This window comes from Streptomyces sp. enrichment culture (genome assembly GCF_964272895.1).
Lineage (GTDB): Bacteria > Actinomycetota > Actinomycetes > Streptomycetales > Streptomycetaceae > Streptomyces.
The window spans coordinates 2,919,508-2,941,121 of record NZ_OZ186832.1; the positions used below are offsets into that span (position 1 = coordinate 2,919,508).

17 protein-coding genes and 1 tRNA gene are annotated in these 21,614 nt (G+C 72.4%); 2 read left to right on the plus strand and 16 right to left on the minus strand.

The window, feature by feature from the left end:
* Window positions 1-49 precede the first annotated feature (49 nt).
* The gene (locus ACSU6M_RS13250) at window positions 50-1,531 is read right to left on the minus strand and encodes an MFS transporter (protein ID WP_437069809.1); all 1,482 of its coding nucleotides are present in this window, start codon (window positions 1,529-1,531) and stop codon (window positions 50-52) included.
* A gap of 208 nt (window positions 1,532-1,739) precedes the next feature.
* Here ACSU6M_RS13250 and ACSU6M_RS13255 point away from each other — a divergent pair.
* Window positions 1,740-1,814 (plus strand) — tRNA-Cys (locus ACSU6M_RS13255).
* Here the strand turns inward: ACSU6M_RS13255 and ACSU6M_RS13260 are convergent.
* From ACSU6M_RS13260 to ACSU6M_RS13315, 12 genes are all read right to left on the minus strand, one after another.
* Window positions 1,783-2,289, minus strand: a complete 507-nt coding sequence (locus ACSU6M_RS13260) for an SUKH-4 family immunity protein (RefSeq protein WP_437069811.1) — start codon at window positions 2,287-2,289, stop codon at window positions 1,783-1,785. The genes ACSU6M_RS13255 and ACSU6M_RS13260 overlap by 32 nt on opposite strands.
* Window positions 2,290-2,485: 196 nt before the next feature.
* Entirely contained in the window at window positions 2,486-4,792 is a 2,307-nt protein-coding gene (locus tag ACSU6M_RS13265; protein ID WP_437069812.1) for a xanthine dehydrogenase family protein molybdopterin-binding subunit, read from the minus strand.
* Entirely contained in the window at window positions 4,789-6,795 is a 2,007-nt protein-coding gene (locus tag ACSU6M_RS13270; RefSeq protein ID WP_437069814.1) for a 2Fe-2S iron-sulfur cluster-binding protein, read from the minus strand. The genes ACSU6M_RS13265 and ACSU6M_RS13270 overlap by 4 nt, the downstream gene beginning before the upstream one ends.
* A complete protein-coding gene (locus ACSU6M_RS13275; RefSeq protein WP_437069816.1) occupies window positions 6,792-7,685 on the minus strand; it encodes an FAD binding domain-containing protein in 894 nt (297 codons plus the stop codon). Before ACSU6M_RS13275 ends, ACSU6M_RS13270 begins: the two co-directional genes overlap by 4 nt.
* Window positions 7,686-7,909: 224 nt before the next feature.
* Entirely contained in the window at window positions 7,910-9,538 is a 1,629-nt protein-coding gene (locus tag ACSU6M_RS13280) for a beta-N-acetylhexosaminidase (RefSeq protein WP_437069817.1), read from the minus strand.
* Window positions 9,539-9,540: 2 nt separating this feature from the next.
* Complete coding sequence (locus tag ACSU6M_RS13285) at window positions 9,541-10,368, minus strand: carbohydrate ABC transporter permease (RefSeq protein ID WP_437069819.1); 828 nt, start codon at window positions 10,366-10,368, stop codon at window positions 9,541-9,543.
* Entirely contained in the window at window positions 10,362-11,318 is a 957-nt protein-coding gene (locus ACSU6M_RS13290; RefSeq protein ID WP_437069821.1) for a carbohydrate ABC transporter permease, read from the minus strand. Before ACSU6M_RS13290 ends, ACSU6M_RS13285 begins: the two co-directional genes overlap by 7 nt.
* A complete protein-coding gene (locus ACSU6M_RS13295) occupies window positions 11,315-12,598 on the minus strand; it encodes an extracellular solute-binding protein (protein ID WP_437069823.1) in 1,284 nt (427 codons plus the stop codon). Before ACSU6M_RS13295 ends, ACSU6M_RS13290 begins: the two co-directional genes overlap by 4 nt.
* A 186-nt stretch (window positions 12,599-12,784) precedes the next feature.
* On the minus strand, window positions 12,785-13,072 hold the full coding sequence (locus tag ACSU6M_RS13300) for a DUF3039 domain-containing protein (protein WP_356690570.1): 288 nt from the start codon (window positions 13,070-13,072) through the stop codon (window positions 12,785-12,787).
* 57 nt (window positions 13,073-13,129) lie between these two features.
* On the minus strand, window positions 13,130-13,951 hold the full coding sequence (locus ACSU6M_RS13305) for an RNA-guided endonuclease InsQ/TnpB family protein (RefSeq protein WP_437069826.1): 822 nt from the start codon (window positions 13,949-13,951) through the stop codon (window positions 13,130-13,132).
* Between the two features lie 15 nt (window positions 13,952-13,966).
* Window positions 13,967-14,338: a hypothetical protein gene (locus ACSU6M_RS13310; protein ID WP_437069827.1), complete on the minus strand. Its 372-nt coding sequence runs from the start codon at window positions 14,336-14,338 to the stop codon at window positions 13,967-13,969.
* Between the two features lie 82 nt (window positions 14,339-14,420).
* Window positions 14,421-14,993 (minus strand): YqgE/AlgH family protein, encoded by a 573-nt coding sequence (locus tag ACSU6M_RS13315; RefSeq protein WP_437069829.1) that lies wholly within the window; start codon window positions 14,991-14,993, stop codon window positions 14,421-14,423.
* 245 nt (window positions 14,994-15,238) lie between these two features.
* Between ACSU6M_RS13315 and murA the strand changes: the two genes are divergently transcribed.
* Entirely contained in the window at window positions 15,239-16,576 is a 1,338-nt protein-coding gene (gene murA / locus ACSU6M_RS13320) for a UDP-N-acetylglucosamine 1-carboxyvinyltransferase (RefSeq protein ID WP_437069831.1), read from the plus strand.
* Window positions 16,577-16,735: 159 nt separating this feature from the next.
* Here the strand turns inward: murA and ACSU6M_RS13325 are convergent, their stop codons facing one another.
* From ACSU6M_RS13325 to ACSU6M_RS13335, 3 genes are all read right to left on the minus strand, one after another.
* Window positions 16,736-17,017, minus strand: a complete 282-nt coding sequence (locus ACSU6M_RS13325) for an HU family DNA-binding protein (protein ID WP_383380035.1) — start codon at window positions 17,015-17,017, stop codon at window positions 16,736-16,738.
* Window positions 17,018-17,299: 282 nt separating this feature from the next.
* Window positions 17,300-18,721, minus strand: a complete 1,422-nt coding sequence (locus ACSU6M_RS13330) for an NAD-dependent malic enzyme (RefSeq protein ID WP_437069832.1) — start codon at window positions 18,719-18,721, stop codon at window positions 17,300-17,302.
* 390 nt (window positions 18,722-19,111) lie between these two features.
* Window positions 19,112-21,409: a HelD family protein gene (locus ACSU6M_RS13335; protein ID WP_437069834.1), complete on the minus strand. Its 2,298-nt coding sequence runs from the start codon at window positions 21,407-21,409 to the stop codon at window positions 19,112-19,114.
* Window positions 21,410-21,614: the final 205 nt, after the last annotated feature.

The following is a 21,614-nucleotide window of genomic DNA, read 5'->3' on the forward strand; positions in this document are numbered from 1 at the left end:
GTCTGTCACCGCTCCCCCAGCCGTCGGCCGACGCTCCCGCAGCCGTCTGTCACCGCTCCCGCAGCCGTGTCGTCACCCACGCGCCCACCAGGGCCACCGCCGCCATCGGCAGGAACACCGCGGCGAACGCCGCCGGATGGGAGCCGGCCGAGTCGGTCGCCGCGTGGCTGACCGTGCCGCCGCCCAGGGCCGCGAAGGCGGCGCCGCCCGTGGAGAGGAGGACCACATTGGACAGGCCGTCGGATATCTGGAGCGCGGCGGAGTTGGTACCGGCCTCCTCGGGCGCGGAGAGATGGAGCAGCAGCACGCTGGTGGAGGAGATCACCAGCCCCATCCCGAAGCAGCCGAAGCCCCAGGCGACCGCGACGGTCCAGGCGGGCACCCAGTCGATCAGTACGCTCGGCGCGGCCGCGATGGCCGCCGCCACCAGCACCATGCCCAGCGTCATCAGCCGCTGCCGGTGGGGCTCCACCCGCGGCCGTGACTGAACCCACGAGCCCAGCGCCCATGTCCCGCCGCCCGCCGCGAGCGAGAACCCGGCCAACGTCGGCGACAGCCCCCGCTGCGTGACCAGCATCAGCGGCACGAACGACTCGGCCGCGATGAACGACCCCGCCGCCAGTCCGCGCAGCAGCACCACCGAGGGCAGCCCGCGCGCCGCCCGGTACGTCCCCCGCGGCAGCAGCCCCAGCACGGCCGGCACCAGCAGCGCGGCCCCCGCGACGCCGGGCACGACCGACAGCCAGCGCAGGTCCTGGGCGGCGTACTGGAGGAGTCCCGCGCCCAGCGAGATGCCGAGCGCGAGCCGGATGCGCCGCCGGTCGAGCGAGCCCCGCGCGCCGGCGTCCGCCGGGTCGGTGTCCGGCCCGCCCACCGGGCCGGCCGCCCGCCTGCGTATCTGCGGCAGCGCCAGGGCCAGCGGGAAGACCACCAGCACCGGGATGCCGACGAACACCCAGCGCCAGCCGATGTGCTCGGTCACCGCGCCCGCCGCGAGCGGGCCGACGATGGACGGCACCACCCAGCTCGCCGCGAACGCCGCCATGATCGCCGGACGCAGCCGCTCCGGATAGGCGCGGCCCACGACGACGTACAGGGCGACGATCACCAGGCCGCCGCCGAACCCCTGGACCGCCCGGCCCAGGATGAACAGCCACATGGCGCCGGCCGTCCCGGACAGCAGCAGACCGGCGCCGAAGGCCGATATGCCCGTGGTCAGCGCGCCGAGCGGCCCGCGCCGGTCCGACCACTGGCCGGACAGCACCATCCCGAACAGGCTCGTGGTGAAGTACCCGGAGAACGCGAACGCGTACAGCGAGACCCCGTCCATTTCGCGGGCGGCCACCGGCATCGCCGTGCCCACCGCCGTCGCCTCGAAGGCGATCAGCAGCACCACGGACACGATGCCGATGCTCAGCGCCCGGTAGGCCCGGCCGAGCACGCCCCCGGCGGCTTCGTCGGCCGGGGCGGGATCGGCGGTGGGGTCGGACGGCAGGAGGACGTCCTTGTCGCGCGGTTCCAGGGCTGTCATGGTCGCCAGCGTAAGGCCCGAAGAGCCGTTTGACCCCTGTCGTGAGGACCGCCGTGACTGGGACCTTGGTCGTACGCCCCTGCGTACCTCCCGCACCGCGAACCCCCCTTTCATGAACGGCGTATGGCGGTCCCGTTGCAGCCGCCGCCGTTTCCTTGAGCCGCCGACGGGCGCCGCTCTACGGTCGTTTCACCGAGTTCGAAGCAACGACCGTGTGCCCGAGTGGTTCAGGGAGTCGCCTGCAAAGCGACTTACGCGGGTTCGATTCCCGCCACGGTCTCCAACAGCGCGCACTCCCGGCGCACTTGCCACAGGGCGAAGGCGAACGTGGAGACGTCCGCGCTCAGCGGATGCAGCGTGCCCTCGGGCTCGCTCCAGTCCAGGAGCGTGCCCGTGCGGCCGTCGAGGACGACGCTGCTGTCCTGCGTGAGACGGCCGAGGCGTATCAGGTGGCCGGCGTCGGCGTCCGGCAGCGGCAGATCGGGGCGCTCCTCGGCGACGTACTCCCCCACCGGCGCCAGCGGCACTTCCGTGTCCAGGGCGAAGAGGAAGCCCTCCTCCGGCAGCCCGGTCTCGCGCAGGAAGCGGCGGGTCGGCTCGTGGGTGAGGGCCGTCGGGAAGTCGACGTCCTCGAAGCGGACGACCCGGCCGCGGCCGAACTCCCGGTCCAGCAGGCGGTAGGGCAGGTCGAGAGCGAGGCCGGAGCGGCCCTGGGCGAACTTGGGTGCCACTCGTGGCTCGGTCGTCAGCAGACTCATGATTCCCCCGTGCGTGCTCGTGCCGGGGCAGGCGCCACCGGGTTCCCGGGCAGCCCCGCCCACTGCCAGAACACTACGCGGCCCCACTGACAACGACCCCGACCTGTGGAAAACCTCGGGAGAGCAATCAGCGAAGCCCGAGCCTCAACGAGCCGAGAACACCGCGGACCTCACCGGCCCGAAGGCACTCCAGACCTCACGGCCCCGTGATCACCGCCGCCTGGGGGCGGATCGGCAGCCGGTTCACCGGTCGCCCCGTCGCCGCCCGCACCGCCGACGCGATGGCCGCCGGGGAGGCGACCACCGGCACGGCGCTGACGGCCTTCGCGCCGAAGGGCGCCACGACGTCCCGCTCCTCCACCAGCTTCACGATCCGGATGTCCGGCGCGTCCAGGGCGGTCGGCAGCGCGTAGCCGGTGAGGTCGGGATGGCGGACCGTGCCGCGGGGCGTGCGCAGGTTCTCGGTGAGCGCGATGCCCACGCCCTGCGTGACACCCGCCTCGATACGGGCCGTCAGCTGCGCAGGGTTGAGCACCCGCCCCACGTCCTGGGCGACGGCCAGCTCCACCACCCGCACCGAGCCGAGCTCGATGTCGACGTCCACGACGGCGCGGATCGCGCAGAAGGCGAGCCCCACGAAGGCGTCGCCCTGCCCGGAGTCGTCCAGCGGCTCGGTGGGATGCGGGCGGCACTGCGCGGTCGCCCACAGCTCCTTGCCCTCCATCGCCTCCGCGACGGTGGTCGACAGGACCCCGTCGTACGAGGTGATCTTGCCGTCGGTGATCTGGAGCAACTCGGTGGACATGCCGAACTTGTGCGCCAGAGGCTGCAGAAGCTGTGTACGGACCATCTTGGCGGCCCGCTCCACCGCACCGCCGGACACCCAGGTGTGGCGGCCGCGGCAGCCCGCGCCGGCCGGCGGCTGGTCGGTGTCGACGGGCGCGACGTGGACCTCCTCCACCCCCAGCGTCTCCTGCACGATCTGCCGGGCCAGGGTGGAGAAGCCCTGTCCGGTCTCGACGGCCGCGCACAGCACCGTCGCCACGCCGTCCTGCACCTTCACGGTCGCCGTGGAGACCTCGTCGGCGCCCTCCGCGCCGAGCATGTGCACCATGCCCAGGCCGTAGCCCACGCCCCGGCGCACCGCGCCCGGTTCGCCCGCGCCCTCGGGGCCGCCGGGCAGCAGCCACTCGTCCTCGGGGGTGTCCTTGGGCAGCGGGGGCAGCGGGAAGTCACGTACCGCCTGGAGGAGTTCGGCCACCGGGGCCGGGCAGGTCACGGTCTGGCCGATGGGCAGCACGTCACCCGTGGCCATGACGTTGCGCAGCCGCAGCTCGGCCGGGTCCAGGCCCAGCTTCTTGGCGAGCTTGTCCATCTGCGCCTCGTAGGCGGCGCACACCTGCATCGCGCCCTCGCCGCGCACATGGCCGGACGGCGGGTTGTTCGTACGGACCGCCCAGCCCTCGATGAACGCGTTCGGCACGACGTAGGGGCCGCAGGCGAAGGAGACGGCCGCGGCGAGCGCGTCGGAGGAGGTGTCGGCGTAGGCGCCGGCGTCCAGCAGGATCTGCGCCTCGACCTTCACCAGCTTGCCCTCGGCGTCCGCGTGGTGGCGGTAGCGCAGGAGGGTGGGGTGGCGGTGGGCGTGGCCGAGGAAGGACTCCTCGCGCGTGGCGGTGAGTTTGACGGGGCAGCCGGTCTTCAGGGCGAGCAGGCCGAGCGGCAGCTGGAAGCCCTGGTCCTCGCGGTCGGCGGTGGCGCCGGGCACACCGGTGACGACGATCTTGACCTGTTCGGGCGCCAGGCCGTAGCAGGCGGCGAGGGTGTCCCGGTCGGTGTGCGGGTCGGTGGAGGCGGTGTACAGCTCCACGCCGCCGTCGGGACGGGGCACGGCGAGCGCGGCCTCGGCGCCGATGGGGGCCGGGTCCTGGCGGCCGATGCGGTACAGGCCCTCGACGACGATCTCGCCGCTCGCCTCCGGGTCGCCGTGGCGCAGCGGGATGTGCCGGATCAGGTTGCCGTCGGGGTGCAACGGCTCGGCCTCGAAGGCGTGTTCGGGGTCGGTGACCGGTTCGAGCACCTCGTACTCGACGATGACGGCCGCGGCCGCCATCCGCGCGGTGTCGGGGTGGTCGGCGGCCACGGCGGCGATGGGCTCGCCGTGGTGGCGTACGACCTCGGAGGCGAAGACCGGGCGGTCCGCCTTGCCGCGGCCGTGGACCGGGCTGCCCGGCACGTCCTCGTGCGTCACGACCGCGCGCACTCCGGGCATCTCGCGCGCGTGGGCGGTGTCGATCGACGTGATGCGCGCGTACGGGTGCGGCGAGCGCACCACCGCGGCCCACAGCAGGCCCTCGGCCCACAGGTCGGCCGCGTAGGGGAAGGTGCCCTCGGTCTTCGCGCGCGCGTCGGCGGGGGCGAGGGAGGAGCCGAGGCCGTGCGGGATCGGCTCCGGGGCGGGAGCGGCCTCGGCGGTGGTCGCGGTGGCTGCCTCGTTGCTCACGCCTGGCCTCCGTCCTGGCCCTGTCCATACACCTGGTCGTGCGGGTGCCCGCCCGCCTCGAACGCCGACGGGTGGACGCCTCCGGCGCCCGGTCCCGCCTGGTGGGGGATACGCGCCTCGTCGCCGTCGTGTTCGCCGGCGTCGGCGCCGCTGTGCGCCTCGCGCTCGGCGACGACCTCCCGCACGGCGTCGAGGACGCCCCGGTAGCCCGAGCAGCGGCACAGGTTGCCGCACAGGGCCTGCCGGGTCTCCAGCTCGGTGGGCGCGGGGTTGCCCTCCAGCAGGTCGTGCACGGTCATCGCCATGCCGGGCACGCAGAAGCCGCACTGCACCGCCCCGCACCGCGCGAGCGCGCGCTGCACGTCGGAGGGCTGCCCGTCGGCGGCCAGTCCCTCGACGGTGCGCACCTCGCTGCCGGCCGCGGTGGCCGCGGGCACCAGGCAGGACGCGACCAGCCGGCCGTCCACCTGCACGTTGCACGCCCCGCACTCACCCTGCGAGCAGCCGTCCTTCGCCCCGGCCAGCCCGAGCCGCTCCCGCAGCACGTACAGCAGCGACTCGCCGATCCACGCGTCCGTGACGGGCCGGTCGGTGCCGTTGACCCGCAGGACGTAGGAGGCGAGGGGGTGCTCCTCGGCGGGCGGCGGCGCGAGTTCGGGCGCGGGGGGCGCCGCCTCCTCGGGGGCGGCGGGCGGTGCGTCCTCGTCGGCGGCGGCGTCGGCGGGTACGGCCGGATCGGCGGCCGGTACGGCGTGGCCGGCGCCCGGCGCGGCATCCCTGGCGGTCTGCTCGGCGGGCGCCTCGGCGGTCCCCTGGAGGGCGCCCTGCGTCACGCCGGCGGAGGCGTCCGCACCGGAGTCGGGCGTCGCGACGGCGGCGGACGCGGCCTCGGGCGCGGGCGCCTCGGCGGCACCGTTCGCGACAGGGCCCGCGGCGGCCTCGTCCACGGCGTCCGCCACGGGGGCCCCGTCGGCCTCGACGGCCGTCTCCAGGCCCTCCACGGCCTCCTGCGCGCCTCCGGCGCCGGGCACGGGCTCCGCGACCCCGACGGCCCCGGAAGCGCCCTCAGAGCCCGCTGCGGCCCGCGGCTGCTCCGGCGTCCCGGCGTCGGCGGCCTCCGACGCCCCCACCGCCTCCGCTGCCCCCATGGCCTCCGGAGCCCGCGGGGCCTCCCCGGCCTCCGGGACCCTCACGGCTCCCCCGGCCTCCGGGACCCTCACGGCTCCCCCGGCCTCCGGGGCCCTCACGGCTCCCCCGGCCTGAGCCTCCCCGCCGGCATACGGCTGCTCGGCGACCCCGCCGTGCAGGTCCGCCTGCTCCGCGACCCCGGCATGCGCCCCGGTGTGCGGGTGCCCCAGCGGCGTCTGCTCCGCGAACGTGCCCGCGGCCGGCTCACCGGCGTACGCGCCGGCGCCCGGCGTCTGTGCGCCCCAGGTGTGCTGCCCGGAGTCCTGTGTCGCCCAGGGCGCGGGGGCGCCGCCCGGCAGGGTGGCCGGGGGCGTGCCGCCCCACTGCTCGACGAGCGAGGACGTGGTGTACTCGCCCGACTCGTCCGGAAGGTCGCCGTTCGCGACGGGGATGGACCACTGCCCGGTCACCTCGTGCCCGGGCGCGGGGTGCTCCTGGGCCGGCTGCTCGGCGTTGGCGTCGCCGAAGGTCCACTGGCCGGTCGCACCGGGGTGGTACGTGAACCGGTCGTCGCCCACGGAGCCCGCGGCGGGCGCGGGCCACGCGTCGCCCTCGGCGGGCGCGGCCGGCATCGTCCAGGTGCCGGTGGCCGCGGGGTCGGTGCCCGCGGTGGTGGCCGGAGCCACCGTTATCGGCGGCGGAACGTAGCCGTGGCCGGGCGCGGCGAGCGGACTGTCCCCGGCGAGCAGCGCGTCGACGCCGCCCTCGGGCAGCTTCACGAAGGCGGTGGCGCCGTCGTCGTAGTCGCCCTGGGGCAGCGGGTCCCAGCGGCCCGGCGCCTGGGGCGTGCCCTCTCCGTGCTGGTCGTCGGTCACGACAGTGCCCTCCCCAGTGCTCGTCGGGCCAGCGCGGCGACGGTGCGCCGCAGGTGCAGTACGGCGGGCGGAAGCTGCTGCACGGTGCCGTCCTCGGCCGGGACCGGGTCGGGGATGCAGGCGGCGGCGACGTACTCGCCGAAGGCGTTCAGGGCCTCGGGGACGATCGCGCGGTCGTTGTCCCAGTCGATGAGCTGGGCGACCCACTGCTCGGCCTCCAGCGGCCTGAGCGGCATCGGCGCTATGGCACCCACCGCGCAGCGCACGCCCCGGCGGGCGGGGTCGAGGACGAGGGCGACGGAGGCGATCGCACGACCGGGGCCGGTGCGGCCGGTGGCCTTGAGGAAGACCTGCGGGGCGTGCAGCAGCGGCACGCGCACGTAGCCGATGAGTTCGCCGCCGCGCAGCATGTCCATCCCGGCCAGCAGATGCGACACCGGGATCTCCCGGCGGGCGCCGCCCGGTCCGGCGACGATCACCGTCGCCTCCAGGGCGGCCAGCACGGGCAGCGCGTCGCCGGTCGGGGCGGCGGAGGCGATGTTGCCGCCGAGGGTGCCGGCGTTGCGGATGTGCGGCGGCCCGGCCGCGCGGGCGGCGGCGGCGAGCGCCGGGATCAGGGCGGCGAAGTCGGGGCGGCCCATGCGGGCGTGGGTGAGTCCGGCGCCGAGCAGGGCGTGCCCGTCCTGGTACTGCCAGCCGCGGATCTCGCTGATCCGGCCGAGGCCGACCAGCGCGGTGGGCCTGAGCTGCCCGGAGTTGACGGCGGCCATCAGGTCGGTGCCGCCCGCGACGGGCACGGCGGCGGGCATGGCGGCGAGCGCCGCCACGGCCTCGTCCAGAGTCGTGGGCAGGGTGACGGCCTGCGCCGCCTGCGGTGCGTGCGTGGTCAAACCGGCTGCCCCTTCCCGCTGCCCCACCTGGTCCCACCTGTGTTGCCGTACGGTACGTGCCGACAAGGCGGACGTGGCAACTCTGGCACATCATCGCAGGGGCCGGACGCGGGGGTCCGCTAGGAGGCATTCGCCCACCTCACCGAGGAGATGGTCCGTTTTCGCACGGCATCGCCCGAGCGCACGAATTGGCACCCTTCGGTGACAGTGGGCACCTTTTGCCATTATCGGTTCGGTGGCGGGCCCTCCAACGGGCGCCCCAGCACGCCGGGACGCCGCTGCCACGGCCGGGGCCCGGCGGGCGGCCGGTAGGCGACACCCAGGGCGTCCAGGCGCCGGTAGTGGGTGGCCATCCGCCGCTCGAAGTCCGCGAAGTCGCGCTCCTGCGGGGCGGGCAGGGCGCTCCAGGCCACCTCCGCGAAGGCCGCGAGCCGGGGGAAGACCTGGTAGTCCACGCGCGCGGGGTCCTCCATCACCTCGGTCCACACATTGGCCTGGGTGCCCAGCACATGCCGGGCCTCCGCCTCGGTCAACTCGGGCGGAACGGGCTCGAAGCGGTAGACGTCCTCCAGGGTGCGGACGTAGCCGATGGGCACCGGCTCGTCGTCGCCCGCGTCCTGACGGTGATCCAGATACACGAACTGCTCGGGGCACATGACGACGTCGTGCCCCGCCCGCGCGGTCGCGATCCCGCCCCCGTAGCCGCGCCAGGAGGACACCGCGGCGCCCGGCGCGAGCCCGCCCTCCAGGATCTCGTCCCAGCCGATGAGCCGGCGTCCGCGCGCGGACAGCCAGGTGTCGAAATGGCCGATGAACCACGCCTGGAGCTCGTCCTCGCCGGCGAGGCCCAGTTCCTTCATCCGCGCCTGCGCGACGCCCGACCGCCGCCACTGCTCCTTGGGGCACTCGTCCCCGCCGATGTGCACGAACTCGCCCGGGAAGAGTTCCAGCAGTTCCTCGAACACCCCCTCGTAGAAGCGCAGCGTGTTGTCAGTGGGGGCGAGTACGTTGGGAGAGATTCCCCAGGTGTCCCAGACGGTCAGGGAGGCGGTGTCGATGACGTCGGTGTTGCCGAGTTCCGGATACGCGGCGATGGCGGCCTGCGAGTGGCCGGGTACGTCGATTTCCGGGACGACGCGGATATGCCGCTCGGCGGCGTAGGCGACGATCTCGCGGATGTCGTCCTGGGTGTAGTAGCCGCCGTGCGGCTTCTCCTCCCACAGCGGTGAGGCGCGGTGACCGAATTTCGTGCGGGAACGCCAGGCTCCGACCTCGGTGAGCCGGGGGTACCGCTTGATCTCGACGCGCCAACCCTGGTCGTCCGTCAGATGCAGATGCAGCACGTTGAGTTTGTGCGCGGCCATCAGGTCCAGATAGCGCAGGACACCGTCCTTGGGCAGGAAGTGCCGGGCGACGTCGAGCATCAGGCCGCGCCAGCGAAGACGGGGGGCGTCCTCGATCACCACCATCGGCACCAGCCACTCCCGCCGGTCCGGATCGACCGGCGCCCGCCTGAAGGCGTCGGGGCCGAGGAGTTGACGGAAGGTCTGCGTGCCCCAGAAGACACCAGCCGCGCTCCCTCCGTCGACCCGGATCGCGTAGCCGTCGACGACGATGCGGTACGCCTCCGGCGCCAGCTCGGGGTCCACGCGCAGCACGATGCCGTTGTCGTCGCGGCCCTCGGCGAAGGGCAGCCCGGTGGCGGCGCACAGCGTCTCGCGCAGCCGGCGCGCCACCCGTTCGGTGCCCGGCTCGGCGTGCAGCACGGTCTCCTCGTCGAGCGGGAACGCCCCCTGCGCGGGCGGCACCCACCAGCCCTTGCGGGGAGCCGGAATCAGATCCTCGAAACCCATGGTCAGTCCTTTACCGCCCCGCCCAGCCCGGAGACCAGACGCCGTTGTACGAGTACGAAGAAGATCAGCACCGGAATCGTCATCACCGTGGAGGCCGCCATGGCCCCGCCCCAGTCGGGTTCCTCCGGCTCCAGGAACACCAGCAGCGCCATCGGCAGCGTCGACTGCGAGGTGTCGCTGATGATGAAGGACTTGGCGAACAGGAAGTCGTTCCAGGTGGAGATGAAGGAGAACACGCTCGTGGCCACCAGCCCCGGCAGCACGAGCGGGAAGAGAATCTGCCACAGAAAGCGCGCCCGGCTCGCCCCGTCCAGGTAGGCGGCCTCCTCCAGCGACTCCGGAACGGCTTTCACGAACCCCCGCAGCATCCAGATCGCGAAGGGCAGCGAGAAGGCGAGGTGGGGCAGGATCAGCGACCCCAGGGTGTTCAGCTGACCGAAGTCCCGCATGAGGAAGAACATCGGGATGGTGAGCGCTTCCACCGGCACCATCTGCGCCACCAGGAACATCACCAGCAACGTGGTCCGGAAGCGGAACCGGAATCGCGTCACGGCGACCGCGGCGAGAAAGGCGATCAGCCCCGAGGCGATCACCACGCTCACCGCGACGACCGCGCTGTTGAGGAAGTAGCGGCCGAATTCCTGCTGCCCGAAGACCCGCCGGAAGGACTCCAGCGTGGGCGAGGACGTCCACGGCCGCGGCGCGGTCGACTCCATCTCCCCGGCCGGCCGGAACGCACCGAGCACCATCCAGTACAGCGGGAAGGCCACCACCAGGGCCGTGAGCAGCGCCACGCCCTCCGCGAACAGCCGCCAGGGCCGCCTCACCACGCCTCCTCCCCCTGCCGGCGCAGCAGCCGCAGATACCCGAGGGTCACCGCGAGCAGGATCAGCAGCATCACGACGCCGATCGCCGAGCCGAGGCCGTACTGCGAGGACGCGAACGCCTGCTGATAGGCGTACACGTTCAGCACGAGGTTCTGGCCCGCGATACCGCCGCCGCCCGTCATCACGTAGATCTGGGTGAAGACCTTGAAGTCCCAGATGACCGACTGGATCGTGACCACGACCAGGACCGGCCGCAGCATCGGCGCCAGCACCGACCGCCAGATCCGCCACTGCGAGGCCCCGTCCAGCGCGGCCGCCTCCAGCACCTCGGCGGGCACGGCGCGGATCCCGGCGTAGACCGTGACCATCACGAACGGGAAGGAGCACCAGACCACTTCGAGCAGCACCAGCAGGAAGGCGCTGTAGCGCCCGTACGTCCAGGAGAAGTCCCCGAGTCCCAGCACCCGGTTCACCGGCCCGAAGTCCGGGTCGAACAGGAACAGCCACACCGTCGACCCGGTGACCGCCGGAGTGGCCCACGCGCCCAGCGCCGCCGTCATCAGCGCCAGCCGCGGCAGGGCACGCACGCGCGTGAGCAGCACGGCGAGGGCGCAGCCGACGGCCAGCGTCGAGGCGACACAGGCGGCGGCGAACAGGACGGTGGCCAGCAGCACGTCCCAGAACCGCGTGTCCCCGAACAGCTCGGAGTAGTTGCCCAGTCCTCGGAAGGTGATCGGTTCGCCGCCGCTCACCTGCGCCTGGGTGTAGTCGAGCAGGGAGATGAGCCCGAGCTGGTAGACGGGGTAGACGAGCAGCGCCCCGAGCACGACGAGAGCGGGTGCCAGCAAGAACCAGGGCACACCGGAACGCCGCGAGGGGCGCGGGGCCCTGGCAGATGCGGCGCCGCCGGGCGGGCGCGACCGGCCGCCGCGCACCCTGACCCGACCACTCACCCGAAGTCCCCGAATGCCTCGTCCATCTTCCGGGCCGCGTCCGCCGCGGCGTGAGCAACCCCCTTCTTGCCGCTGACGACCTCCTGGAACATCGTCGGCAGGACAAGACCCGCGTCGATCCGGGCCCACGCGGGCGAGGCGGGCACGAACCGCGTCCCCGCCTCCAGCGTGTCCACGAACGGCTTCACCCAGGGCTCCCGCCCGGCCACCTCCGCCCGCACCTCGCTGTACGTCGGCAGGAAGCCCATCGCGTCGAAGAGCTCCTCCTGCGTCCGCTCGGACGCCAGCCGCTTCATCAGGTCGACGGCGAGCGTGCGATGGGACGTGCTCTTCAGCACCCCGATGTTGTTGCCGCCCGCGAAGGCGGGCGCGATCGACCCGGCCCGCACGCCCGGCAGCGGCACGACGCCGAACCTCACCTTCCCCGCCTCGACCGCCGCCCGGCTGAAGTCGCCCCCGATCGCCATGCCCGCCTTGCCCGCGGCGAAGGCGGTGACGGTGTCGTTGCCGGTCCAGCCGGCGCAGGTCGCGGCGGGGCAGTTGTCGTCACCGAAGAGGGACGTGTACGCCTCGATGCCCTTGCGTGCGGCCGCGCTGTCGATCGCGGCGGCGTACGAGCCGTCCTCGCCGGTGGCCAGGTCGCCGCCGTGCGCCCAGACGAAGGGCAGCGCGCCGTAGGTGTAGGCGCCGCCCACGGCGAGGCCGTACAGGTCCGGCCGGGCCGCCCGGATCCTCTTCGCGGTCGCGATCAACTCGGCCTGAGTGCGGGGCACTTCCAGTCCCAGCTCGGCGAACACGTCCGTGCGGTAGTACAGCGCCCGTACGCCGACGAAGAACGGGGCCCCGTAGACCTTGCCGCCGACGGTCACCGAACGACGTGCGGTGGGATCGGTGCCGGCGGCCTCGGGCCAGGCGGTGAACTCGCGGGTGACGTCCAGGAGTCCGCCGTCGCGGACGTAGCCGGCCGTGTCGGTGTTGCCGTACTCGATGACGTCCGGCGCGCTCTTCGGGTCGTTGAAGGCGGCCTTGACGCGCTGGGCGCGGCTCTCGACGGGGATGTACTCGACGGTGACCTCGGTGTCGTCGTGCGCCTTCTCGAAGGCCGCGACGACGGAGGCGACGACCTTCTCCTTGGGCCCGTTGTCGACCTCCCGGAAGAGCCAGACGCGCAGCGTGCCGGATGTCTCGTCCTCGGCGGAGGTGGTGCCGGAACCGCCGGGGGCGCAGGCGGCGAGGACGAGACAGAGGGCCAGAGCGGCGAGGCGGGCGGGCGGCTTCATGGAGCGACCTCCGTGGCGTTGCAGCATACGCAATGACGATTTCGCTCTGCACAACACAACGAAGGCTAGGGACTCCCCCACCGCTCCACAAGAGGTCTGAACCACCCCGTGACACACGAAGGCCCCCGCAAGCGCGCCGCAACGCGCCCCCGGGGGCCTTGCGCGGTCCTGGCGGACCGGGCCGGGCTACTTCTTGTCGCCGCCCTTGCCCTTGTCGTCCCCGCCGCTGCCCATGGAGTCGTAGATCTCCTTGCACATGGGGCACACGGGGTACTTCTTCGGGTCGCGGCCGGGCACCCACACCTTGCCGCAGAGCGCCACGACGGGAGTCCCGTCGAGAGCGCTGGCCATGATCTTGTCCTTCTGGACGTAGTGGGCGTAGCGCTCGTGGTCGCCGTCGCCGTGGGAAGTCTGCGGCGTGGGCTCGACGAGGGTCCCCGTACCAGTCCCGCGCTCGGGCTCAAGAGTGCTCATAGCCCCAAGGGTAATCAACCGCCCGGGTTTGCGGACTCCAGGCTTGCACAACGGGCATCACTGGCGGTGATGCTGCGCTTGCGTCCAGTCCCACCGAGGTCTACGCGGTGAGGCAGGGGCCGTCGATGGGGCCCCGCACCGCCACAACACCTGAGCGCGGGCCCGGATGTTGCGGGAGCTGTTCCGGTCCGCGTGATCAACGAATGCGCAGTTCCGGCATGCGAACCGGGCTTGTGCGACTCGGTTCGCCTTGTCGATGTGCCCGCACTCGGCGCAGGTGCGCGAGGTGTACGCCGGATCGACGTACACCACCGGCACCCCCGCCTGGCGGGCCTTGTACCTGATGAAGCTGCCCAGCTGAGCGAACGCCCAGCTCGAAAGGGTGGCCCGTTGGGGCTTGCGAAGCCGTACCCGTTCGCGGATGCCCGTCAGTTCCTCCAGGGCGATCCCGCGACCGGTGCGTTCAGCCTCGGCCACCACATGCTCAGCGATCTTGTGGTTGATGTCCCGCGCCCGCCGCGCCTCCTTACCCCTGCGCTTCTTGAGCCGGCGCCTGGCGGACGGGGTGTTCTTCTTCCGGAGCTTGGCCCGCAGCCCGCGTTCGCGGACCCTGAGGCGGTTGAGTGCGCGTCCGGCGATGATCTCGCCGTCGGAGGTGGTGGCGATGTTCACGATGCCCAGGTCGATGCCGAGGAACTCCACCGGGTCGCTGTTCGGTTCGGGTTCGGGCACTTCGCAGGTGGCCAGCAGGAACCACATACCGTCCCTGTGCAGCAGATCTGACTCGCCCTTGCGGTACAGGGTCAGGGTCGCCAGCTGCTCGCGGCTCGCGGCGAGTGCCACGTCCTTCACTCGCCCGGAAACAGTCCAGATCGACACCCGACGCTCCGGGATCTACCAGGACAGCATCCGGTCGTCATAGGGCTGCGCGCTGTCCAGCCGGAAAACGACTGGCTTCCCGACAGCCTTCCGGTACTGCTTCGAGTTCGGCCCACCCAGCCTGCCCGCCCTCACGTTCGCCGTCAGCGTCGCGTACGCGTCGCACGTCTTCTTGATCACATGCTGGGCCGCCTGCGCACCAAGCCCCCATCGGGTCTTGATCTCGCCGTAGGCGTGCTTTCGCAGCGCGAAGTTGTTTCTCACGTTCTTCTCGAAGGCGATCTCGCTCACCCATGAGGCCGCCTCGTTGCACGCGCGCAGGGTCGCCTCGAGAGCCTCCGCCTGTATCGGCGTCGGCAGCAACTTGACCTGCACCACCTGCTTCACTGTCGCCAAGGTATGCGCCGACGGTCTGGCCCACCTTCGAACACACACATCGGCACTCGAAGGAGTGATCCACCACCGAACCTCAGTTGAGCGAAGGGTCGTCCGGGTACGTGGCCACCATCGCCAGTTCGTTGCGCTGGCGGCGCAGGACTTCGCGCCACAGTCGCTCCGGTGCCGGGGAGGAGACGTCACCGGGCTCGGACTCCACGACGTACCAGGCGCCGTCGACGAGTTCGTCCTCCAGTTGGCCGGGCCCCCAGCCGGCGTACCCGGCGAAGATGCGCAGGGAGCCCAGGGCGGAGGCGAGCAGTTCCGGCGGGGCCTCCAGGTCGACCAGGCCGATCGCCCCGTGGACCCGCCGCCAGCCGAGCGGAGCGCCGTTGACGGAGGTGCCGCCCGGGATCACGGCGACCCCGAGGGCGGAGTCCAGGGAGACCGGGCCGCCCTGGAAGACGACCCCCGGCTCACCGGCCAGGTCCGCCCAGCCCTCCAGGATGTCGCCCACCCCCACCGGCGTGGGGCGGTTGAGGACGACGCCGAGGGAGCCCTCCTCGTCGTGGTCGAGGAGGAGCACCACCGCGCGGTCGAAGTTCGGGTCCGCCAGGGCGGGCGTGGCCACGAGCAGCCGCCCTGTGAGCGAGGACACCTCGGTCATGCCAGACATGATCCCGCATCTTGCCTCCGTGTGGGGAGCCCATCGCACAGGGCGAGAACGGCGGGCTCACGGCGCGGGGGTGCGCGCCCGGCGCACGGTGACCGCATGTGCCCGCGGGGGAACGGTTCGTGTTGTGACAGACCTATGACGCGCAGAGTGCCGCCTCGGGCTTACGGACGGGGGGTCCGCGGCGATTACTCTTTCTCTCTCTGGCCCCCTGCCCCACTCCACGGAACGCGAGATTCATGACCGTCAACGACGATGTCCTGCTTGTCCACGGCGGAACCCCGCTGGAGGGCGAGATCCGTGTCCGCGGTGCGAAGAACCTCGTACCGAAGGCCATGGTCGCCGCCCTGCTGGGCAGCGCGCCGAGCCGGCTGCGCAATGTTCCGGACATCCGCGATGTGCGGGTCGTCCGCGGACTGCTGCAGCTGCACGGGGTGACGGTCCGCCCCGGTGACGAGCCGGGCGAACTGGTGCTCGACCCGTCGCACGTCGAGAGCGCGAACGTCGCTGACATCGATGCCCACGCCGGGTCGTCGCGCATCCCGATCCTGTTCTGCGGTCCGCTGCTGCACCGTCTCGGCCACGCCTTCATCCCCGGCCTCGGCGGCTGCGACATCGGCGGCCGGCCCATCGACTTCCACTTCGAGGTGCTGCGGCAGTTCGGCGCGACGATCGAGAAGCGCGCCGACGGCCAGTACCTGGAGGCCCCGCAGCGGCTGCGCGGCACCAAGATCCGGCTGCCGTACCCGTCGGTCGGCGCGACCGAGCAGGTGCTGCTGACGGCCGTGCTGGCCGAGGGCGTGACGGAACTCTCGAACGCGGCCGTCGAGCCGGAGATCGAGGACCTGATCTGCGTCCTGCAGAAGATGGGCGCCATCATCGCGATGGACACCGACCGCACCATCCGCATCACCGGTGTGGACAAGCTCGGCGGCTACACCCACCGGGCCCTGCCGGACCGCCTGGAGGCCGCCTCCTGGGCGTCCGCGGCGCTGGCGACCGAGGGCAACATCTACGTCCGCGGCGCCCAGCAGCGCTCGATGATGACGTTCCTGAACACCTACCGGAAGGTGGGCGGCGCCTTCGAGATCGACGACGAGGGCATCCGCTTCTGGCACCCCGGCGGCCAGCTGAAGTCCATCGCGCTGGAGACGGACGTCCACCCGGGCTTCCAGACCGACTGGCAGCAGCCCCTGGTGGTCGCGCTCACCCAGGCGACCGGCCTGTCGATCATCCACGAGACGGTCTACGAGTCCCGCCTCGGCTTCACCTCCGCCCTCAACCAGATGGGCGCCCACATCCAGCTCTACCGCGAGTGCCTCGGCGGCTCCGACTGCCGCTTCGGCCAGCGCAACTTCCTGCACTCCGCGGTCGTGAGCGGCCCCACCAGGCTTCAGGGCGCCGATCTGGTCATCCCCGACCTGCGCGGCGGCTTCTCGTACCTCATCGCCGCCCTCGCGGCCCAGGGCACCTCGCGGGTCCACGGCATCGAGCTCATCAACCGCGGCTACGAGAACTTCATGGAGAAGCTCGTGGAGCTCGGCGCGAAGGTGGAGCTGCCGGGCAAGGCCCTCTGACACCGCACGGCAACGCCGATGGGGCGGCCACCCGGACTTCGGGTGGCCGCCCCATCGGCGTTCAGCGGAGGGTGTTACGGGGCGCGGGGAGCTGCGCGACCGGGCACGGACGGCCCGCAGGCCGCCGGTCGGTCCGCAGCACCCGGCACCGCGGCGCCCTTACTTGCCCTTGGCCGCTTCCTTCAGCTTCGAACCCGCCGACACCTTCACGCTGTGGCCGGCCGGGATCTGGATCGGCTCACCGGTCTGCGGGTTGCGCGCGGTGCGAGCGGCACGGTGGGTGCGCTCGAAGGTGAGGAAACCAGGGATGGTGACCTTCTCGTCGCCCTTGGCGACGACATCGCCGACAACCTCGGCGAACGCGGCCAGCACGGCGTCGGCGTCCTTGCGGGTCACCTCGGCGCGCTCGGCCAGCGCGGCCACCAGCTCACTGCGGTTCATGTTGTTACTCCCGTGTTCTTCTTGCCGTTGGGGCGCCCCACGCGACGGAGCCGCATAGGCGCTGCGAATGCCGATGCGCTCGCGCCCAGGGACGCATCCTGCCTCTACCTGCGGCGGGAAAGCCAATCCACCACCCGCAGGAGTCGTGAGAACACCCTTGGGAGTCACACGAAAAGAGGGCCGGAGCCTGGCCGACACCATAGAGGCAGTTCGGCCGGGCCCGGTTCCACGACGCGCCGAGGGGCGCCCGTGGCGATATTCACAGTCGGAGACGGCGGCGGCTCAGGCGTGCTGCGCCTCGCCGGCCGCCTTCGCGGCCTCGCGCACCGCACCGGCGACGGCGCCCGCGACCTTGTCGTTGAAGACGGACGGAATGATGTAGTTCGGGTTCAGCTCGTCCTCGGTCACCACGTCCGCCAGCGCCTTCGCGGCGGCCAGCATCATCTCGGTGTTGACCGTGCGGGACTGGGCGTCCAGGAGGCCGCGGAAGACACCCGGGAAGACCAGCACGTTGTTGATCTGGTTCGGGAAGTCGGAGCGGCCGGTGGCCACCACGGCGGCGGTCTGGCGGGCGATCGCCGGGTCCACCTCGGGGTCGGGGTTCGCGAGCGCGAACACGATGGCGTCGGCGGCCATGGCGGCCACGTCGTCGCCGTCGAGGACGTTGGGGGCGGAGACGCCGATGAAGACGTCGGCGCCGCGCACGGCCTCCTTGAGGGTGCCGGTGAGGCCCTCGTGGTTGGTGTTGTCGGCGATCCAGCGCAGCGGCGAGTCGGCCGGGGCGTCCACCAGGTCGGCGCGGCCGGCGTGCACGACGCCGTGGATGTCGGCGACGACGGCGCTCTTGACGCCGGCGGCCAGCAGCAGCTTGAGGATGGCGGTGCCGGCGGCGCCGGCGCCGGACATGACCACCCGGATGTTCTCGATGGCCTTGCCGGTGACCCGCAGGGCGTTCGTCAGGGCCGCGAGGACCACGATGGCGGTGCCGTGCTGGTCGTCGTGGAAGACGGGGATGTCCAGGGCCTCGCGCAGCCGGGCCTCGATCTCGAAGCAGCGGGGCGCGGAGATGTCCTCCAGGTTGATGCCCGCGAAGCCCGGCGCGATGGCCTTGACGATCTCGACGATCGCGTCGGTGTCCTGGGTGTCCAGGCAGATCGGCCAGGCGTCGATGCCGGCGAACCGCTTGAACAGGGCCGCCTTGCCCTCCATGACCGGCAGCGCGGCCTTGGGGCCGATGTTGCCCAGGCCCAGCACGGCGGAGCCGTCCGTCACGACCGCAACGGAGTTGCGCTTGATGGTCAGCCGGCGGGCGTCCTCGGGGTTCTCGGCGATCGCCATGCAGACGCGGGCCACGCCCGGCGTGTAGACCATGGAGAGGTCGTCACGGTTGCGGATGGGGTGCTTGGACGCCATCTCGATCTTGCCGCCGAGGTGCATCAGGAACGTACGGTCGGAGACCTTGCCGAGCGTGACGCCCTCGATGCCGCGCAGCTTCTGGACGATCTCGTCCGCGTGCGCGGTGGAGGTGGCCGCGATGGTGACGTCGATACGGAGCTTCTCGTGACCGGACGCGGTGACGTCGAGGCCGGTCACCGAGCCTCCGGAGGACTCCACGGCGGTGGTGAGCTGCGATACGGCGGTTCCGCTCGCGGGCACCTCCAGCCGGATCGTCATCGAGTAGGAGACGCTGGGCGCCGTTGCCATGGCCGACTTCCTCTGCTTTCACCGTGTCGCGAAGTTGTGCCGTCCGATCGTCGCACCTACCGCCGAGTACGTGGTAGCCGCGCTGGGTTGCGGACGTTTTGTTCACAGGGTGGCGTGAACACACCGAAGGCTTTCGGAAAACATCTTCCACGATACGAGAATCGATCAGCCACCCTTGGCAAGAAAAGAGGCCCACGTCACATCGGACGTGGGCCTCTCTCACGTTCATGACACCGACCCGCCATGCTCGCCTCGCGGCAAGTGGTCCCTCTGAGGGACGAAGGTTGGGCCCGGGGGCTTGGATCGAGCCGGTGTCACGACAAGGCTAACAAACGGATCCCTCGGGGCCATTCCCGTTCGCGGAAGGTTCTCCCGGACACCCGCGTCGCCTCAGTCCCGCAGCAGGTCCGGCACCCCCGCCCCGTCCGGCTCGTCCCGCTCCCCCGACACCACGGTGAGCTGCTGGGTCGCCCGGGTCAGGGCGACGTAGAGCACCCGCAGACCGGCCGGGGACTCGTCCGCGATCTCCGCCGGGGAGACGACGACCGTCGCGTCGTACTCCAGTCCCTTGGCCTCCAGGCTGCCGAGCGCCACCACCCGGTCGCCGAGCCCGTCGAGCCAGCGCCGCGCCTCCTCGCGCCGGTTCATCGCGACGACGACGCCGACGGTGCCGTCGACCTGTCCGAGCAGCCGCTCGGCCTCCGCGCGCACGGTGGCGCCCAGGGACTCGCCCACGACCGCGAAGCGCGGCACGACGCCGGTGGAGCGCACGGCGGACGGGGCCTTCGCGCCCGGCATGGCCAGGGCCAGCACCTTGGCGGCGAGCTCGGCGATCTCCGCGGGGTTGCGGTAGTTCACGGTCAGCTCGAAGCGGCGGCGCGGGCGGGTGCCGAGGGCCTCGTCGCGGGCCTCGGCGGCCTCGTCCGGGTCGGACCAGGAGGACTGGGCCGGGTCGCCGACGACCGTCCAGGTGGCGTGCCGGCCGCGGCGGCCGACCATGCGCCACTGCATCGGGGTGAGGTCCTGGGCCTCGTCGACGATGACGTGCGCGTACTCGGTGCGCTCCTGGGCGAGCCGCTCGGCGCGCTCGCGCTGCGACTCCTCGCGCACCGGCATCAGCTCCTCCAGGCCGGTGAGCTGGTCCAGCGGGTCGAGCTCGCGCTTCTTTTTCGGACGGGCGGGGGCGCCGAGGATCGCCTGGAGCTCGTCGAGCATGGCGATGTCGTGCACGGTGAGGCCGTCCCGTCTGAGGGAGCGGGCGACCTTGCGGACCTCGCCGGGGTTGAGGATCCGGCGGGCCCAGCGGCCGAGGCGCCGCTCGTCGGCCATGGCCCTCAAAACGCCCTGCGGGGTCAGTTCGGGCCACCAGGCGTCGAGGAACCCCGTGAAGGAGTCCTCGCTCATGACGTCCTCGTCGAAGGAGGAGCGCAGCTCCGCGGCCAGCTCCGGGTCGGTGTGCCGGGACGCGCCGCCGGACCGCTCCCACAGGGCGTCCAGGAGCAGCTTGCGGGCGCGGGGGCGCAGGAGGTTGACCGGTGCCGTGCCGCCCAGCGCGTTGCGCCGGATGCGGTCCAGCTCGGCGGCCTCCAGCTCCAGCCGGCGGCCGAAGGCGACGACCCTGAGCCGGTCTGGCGAATCGTTCAGCTCCAGAGCTCCGCGGGCGGCCTTCCTGAGCACCTTGAGCATGCGGTACGAGCCCTTGGCGCGGGCCGTGGCCGGGGAGTCGTACAGCGTGGCCTCGGCGCCGTCGACGAGCGAGCCGATCGCCCGGATGGCGACCTGCCCCTCCTCGCCCAGGGAGGGCAGCACGCCCTCGGTATAGGCGACCAGCAGCGGGGTGGGCGAGACGATGAGGATGCCGCCCGCGTACCGGCGCCGGTCCTGGTAGAGGAGGTAGGCGGCGCGGTGCAGGGCGACGGCGGTCTTGCCGGTGCCGGGCCCGCCCTCGACGTACGTCACGGACGCGGCGGGGGCGCGGATCACCAGGTCCTGCTCGGCCTGGATGGACGCCACGATGTCCCGCATGGTGTGGCTGCGGGCCTGCCCGAGGGCGGCCATCAGGGCGCCGTCGCCGATGACGGGCAGCTCGCGGCCGTCCAGGAACGCCGTCAGCTCGGGGCGCATGAGGTCGTCCTCGACGCCGAGGACGCGGCGCCCCTTGGAGCGGATGACCCGGCGGCGGACCACCCGGCCCGGATCGACCGGGGTGGACCGGTAGAAGGGGGCCGCGGCGGGGGCCCGCCAGTCGATCACCAGCGGCGAGTAGTCCGCGTCGAGCACGCCGATCCGCCCGATGTGCAGGGTCTCGGCGATGTCGGCGGTGTTGTCCTCCCGTACGGCGCCCTCGGCGGGCTCCACGGCGGTGTACGCGCCGTCGGGGCCCTTCTTCCCGTCCTTGCCGAGCAGCAGGTCGATCCGCCCGAAGAGGAAGTCCTCGAACTCGTTGTTGAGCCGGTTCAGATGGACGCCCGCCCGGAACACCTGGGCGTCCCGCTCGGCGAGCGCGCCGGGCGTGCCGACCTGGCCGCGCTTGGCCGCGTCGTGCATGAGGAACTCCGCCTCGTGGATCTTCTCCTCAAGACGTCGGTACACCCGGTCCAGGTGTTCCTGTTCGACGCCGATCTCACGGTCCCGGACCGAGTCCGGGGCCGTGCCGACCGCGCTTTCCTGTTGAGCCTGAGCGGCCACCGGGCCCCCTTCTGACGTGCTGGGCAGCCGTCAACCGTACGCGAAGGGACCGGGCAAGGCGAGTGCCCGTGCCTGCGGGAACGCCGGGGGTGGGGGCGGTGTGCGGGGGGGTGTGCCGGGGGGCGGTGTGCCGGGGGTGTGCGGGAGGGGGCGGTGTTCACGCGGCGTGGGGGTCGGGTGGGGGGCGCGGGCCGGGGCGTCGGGC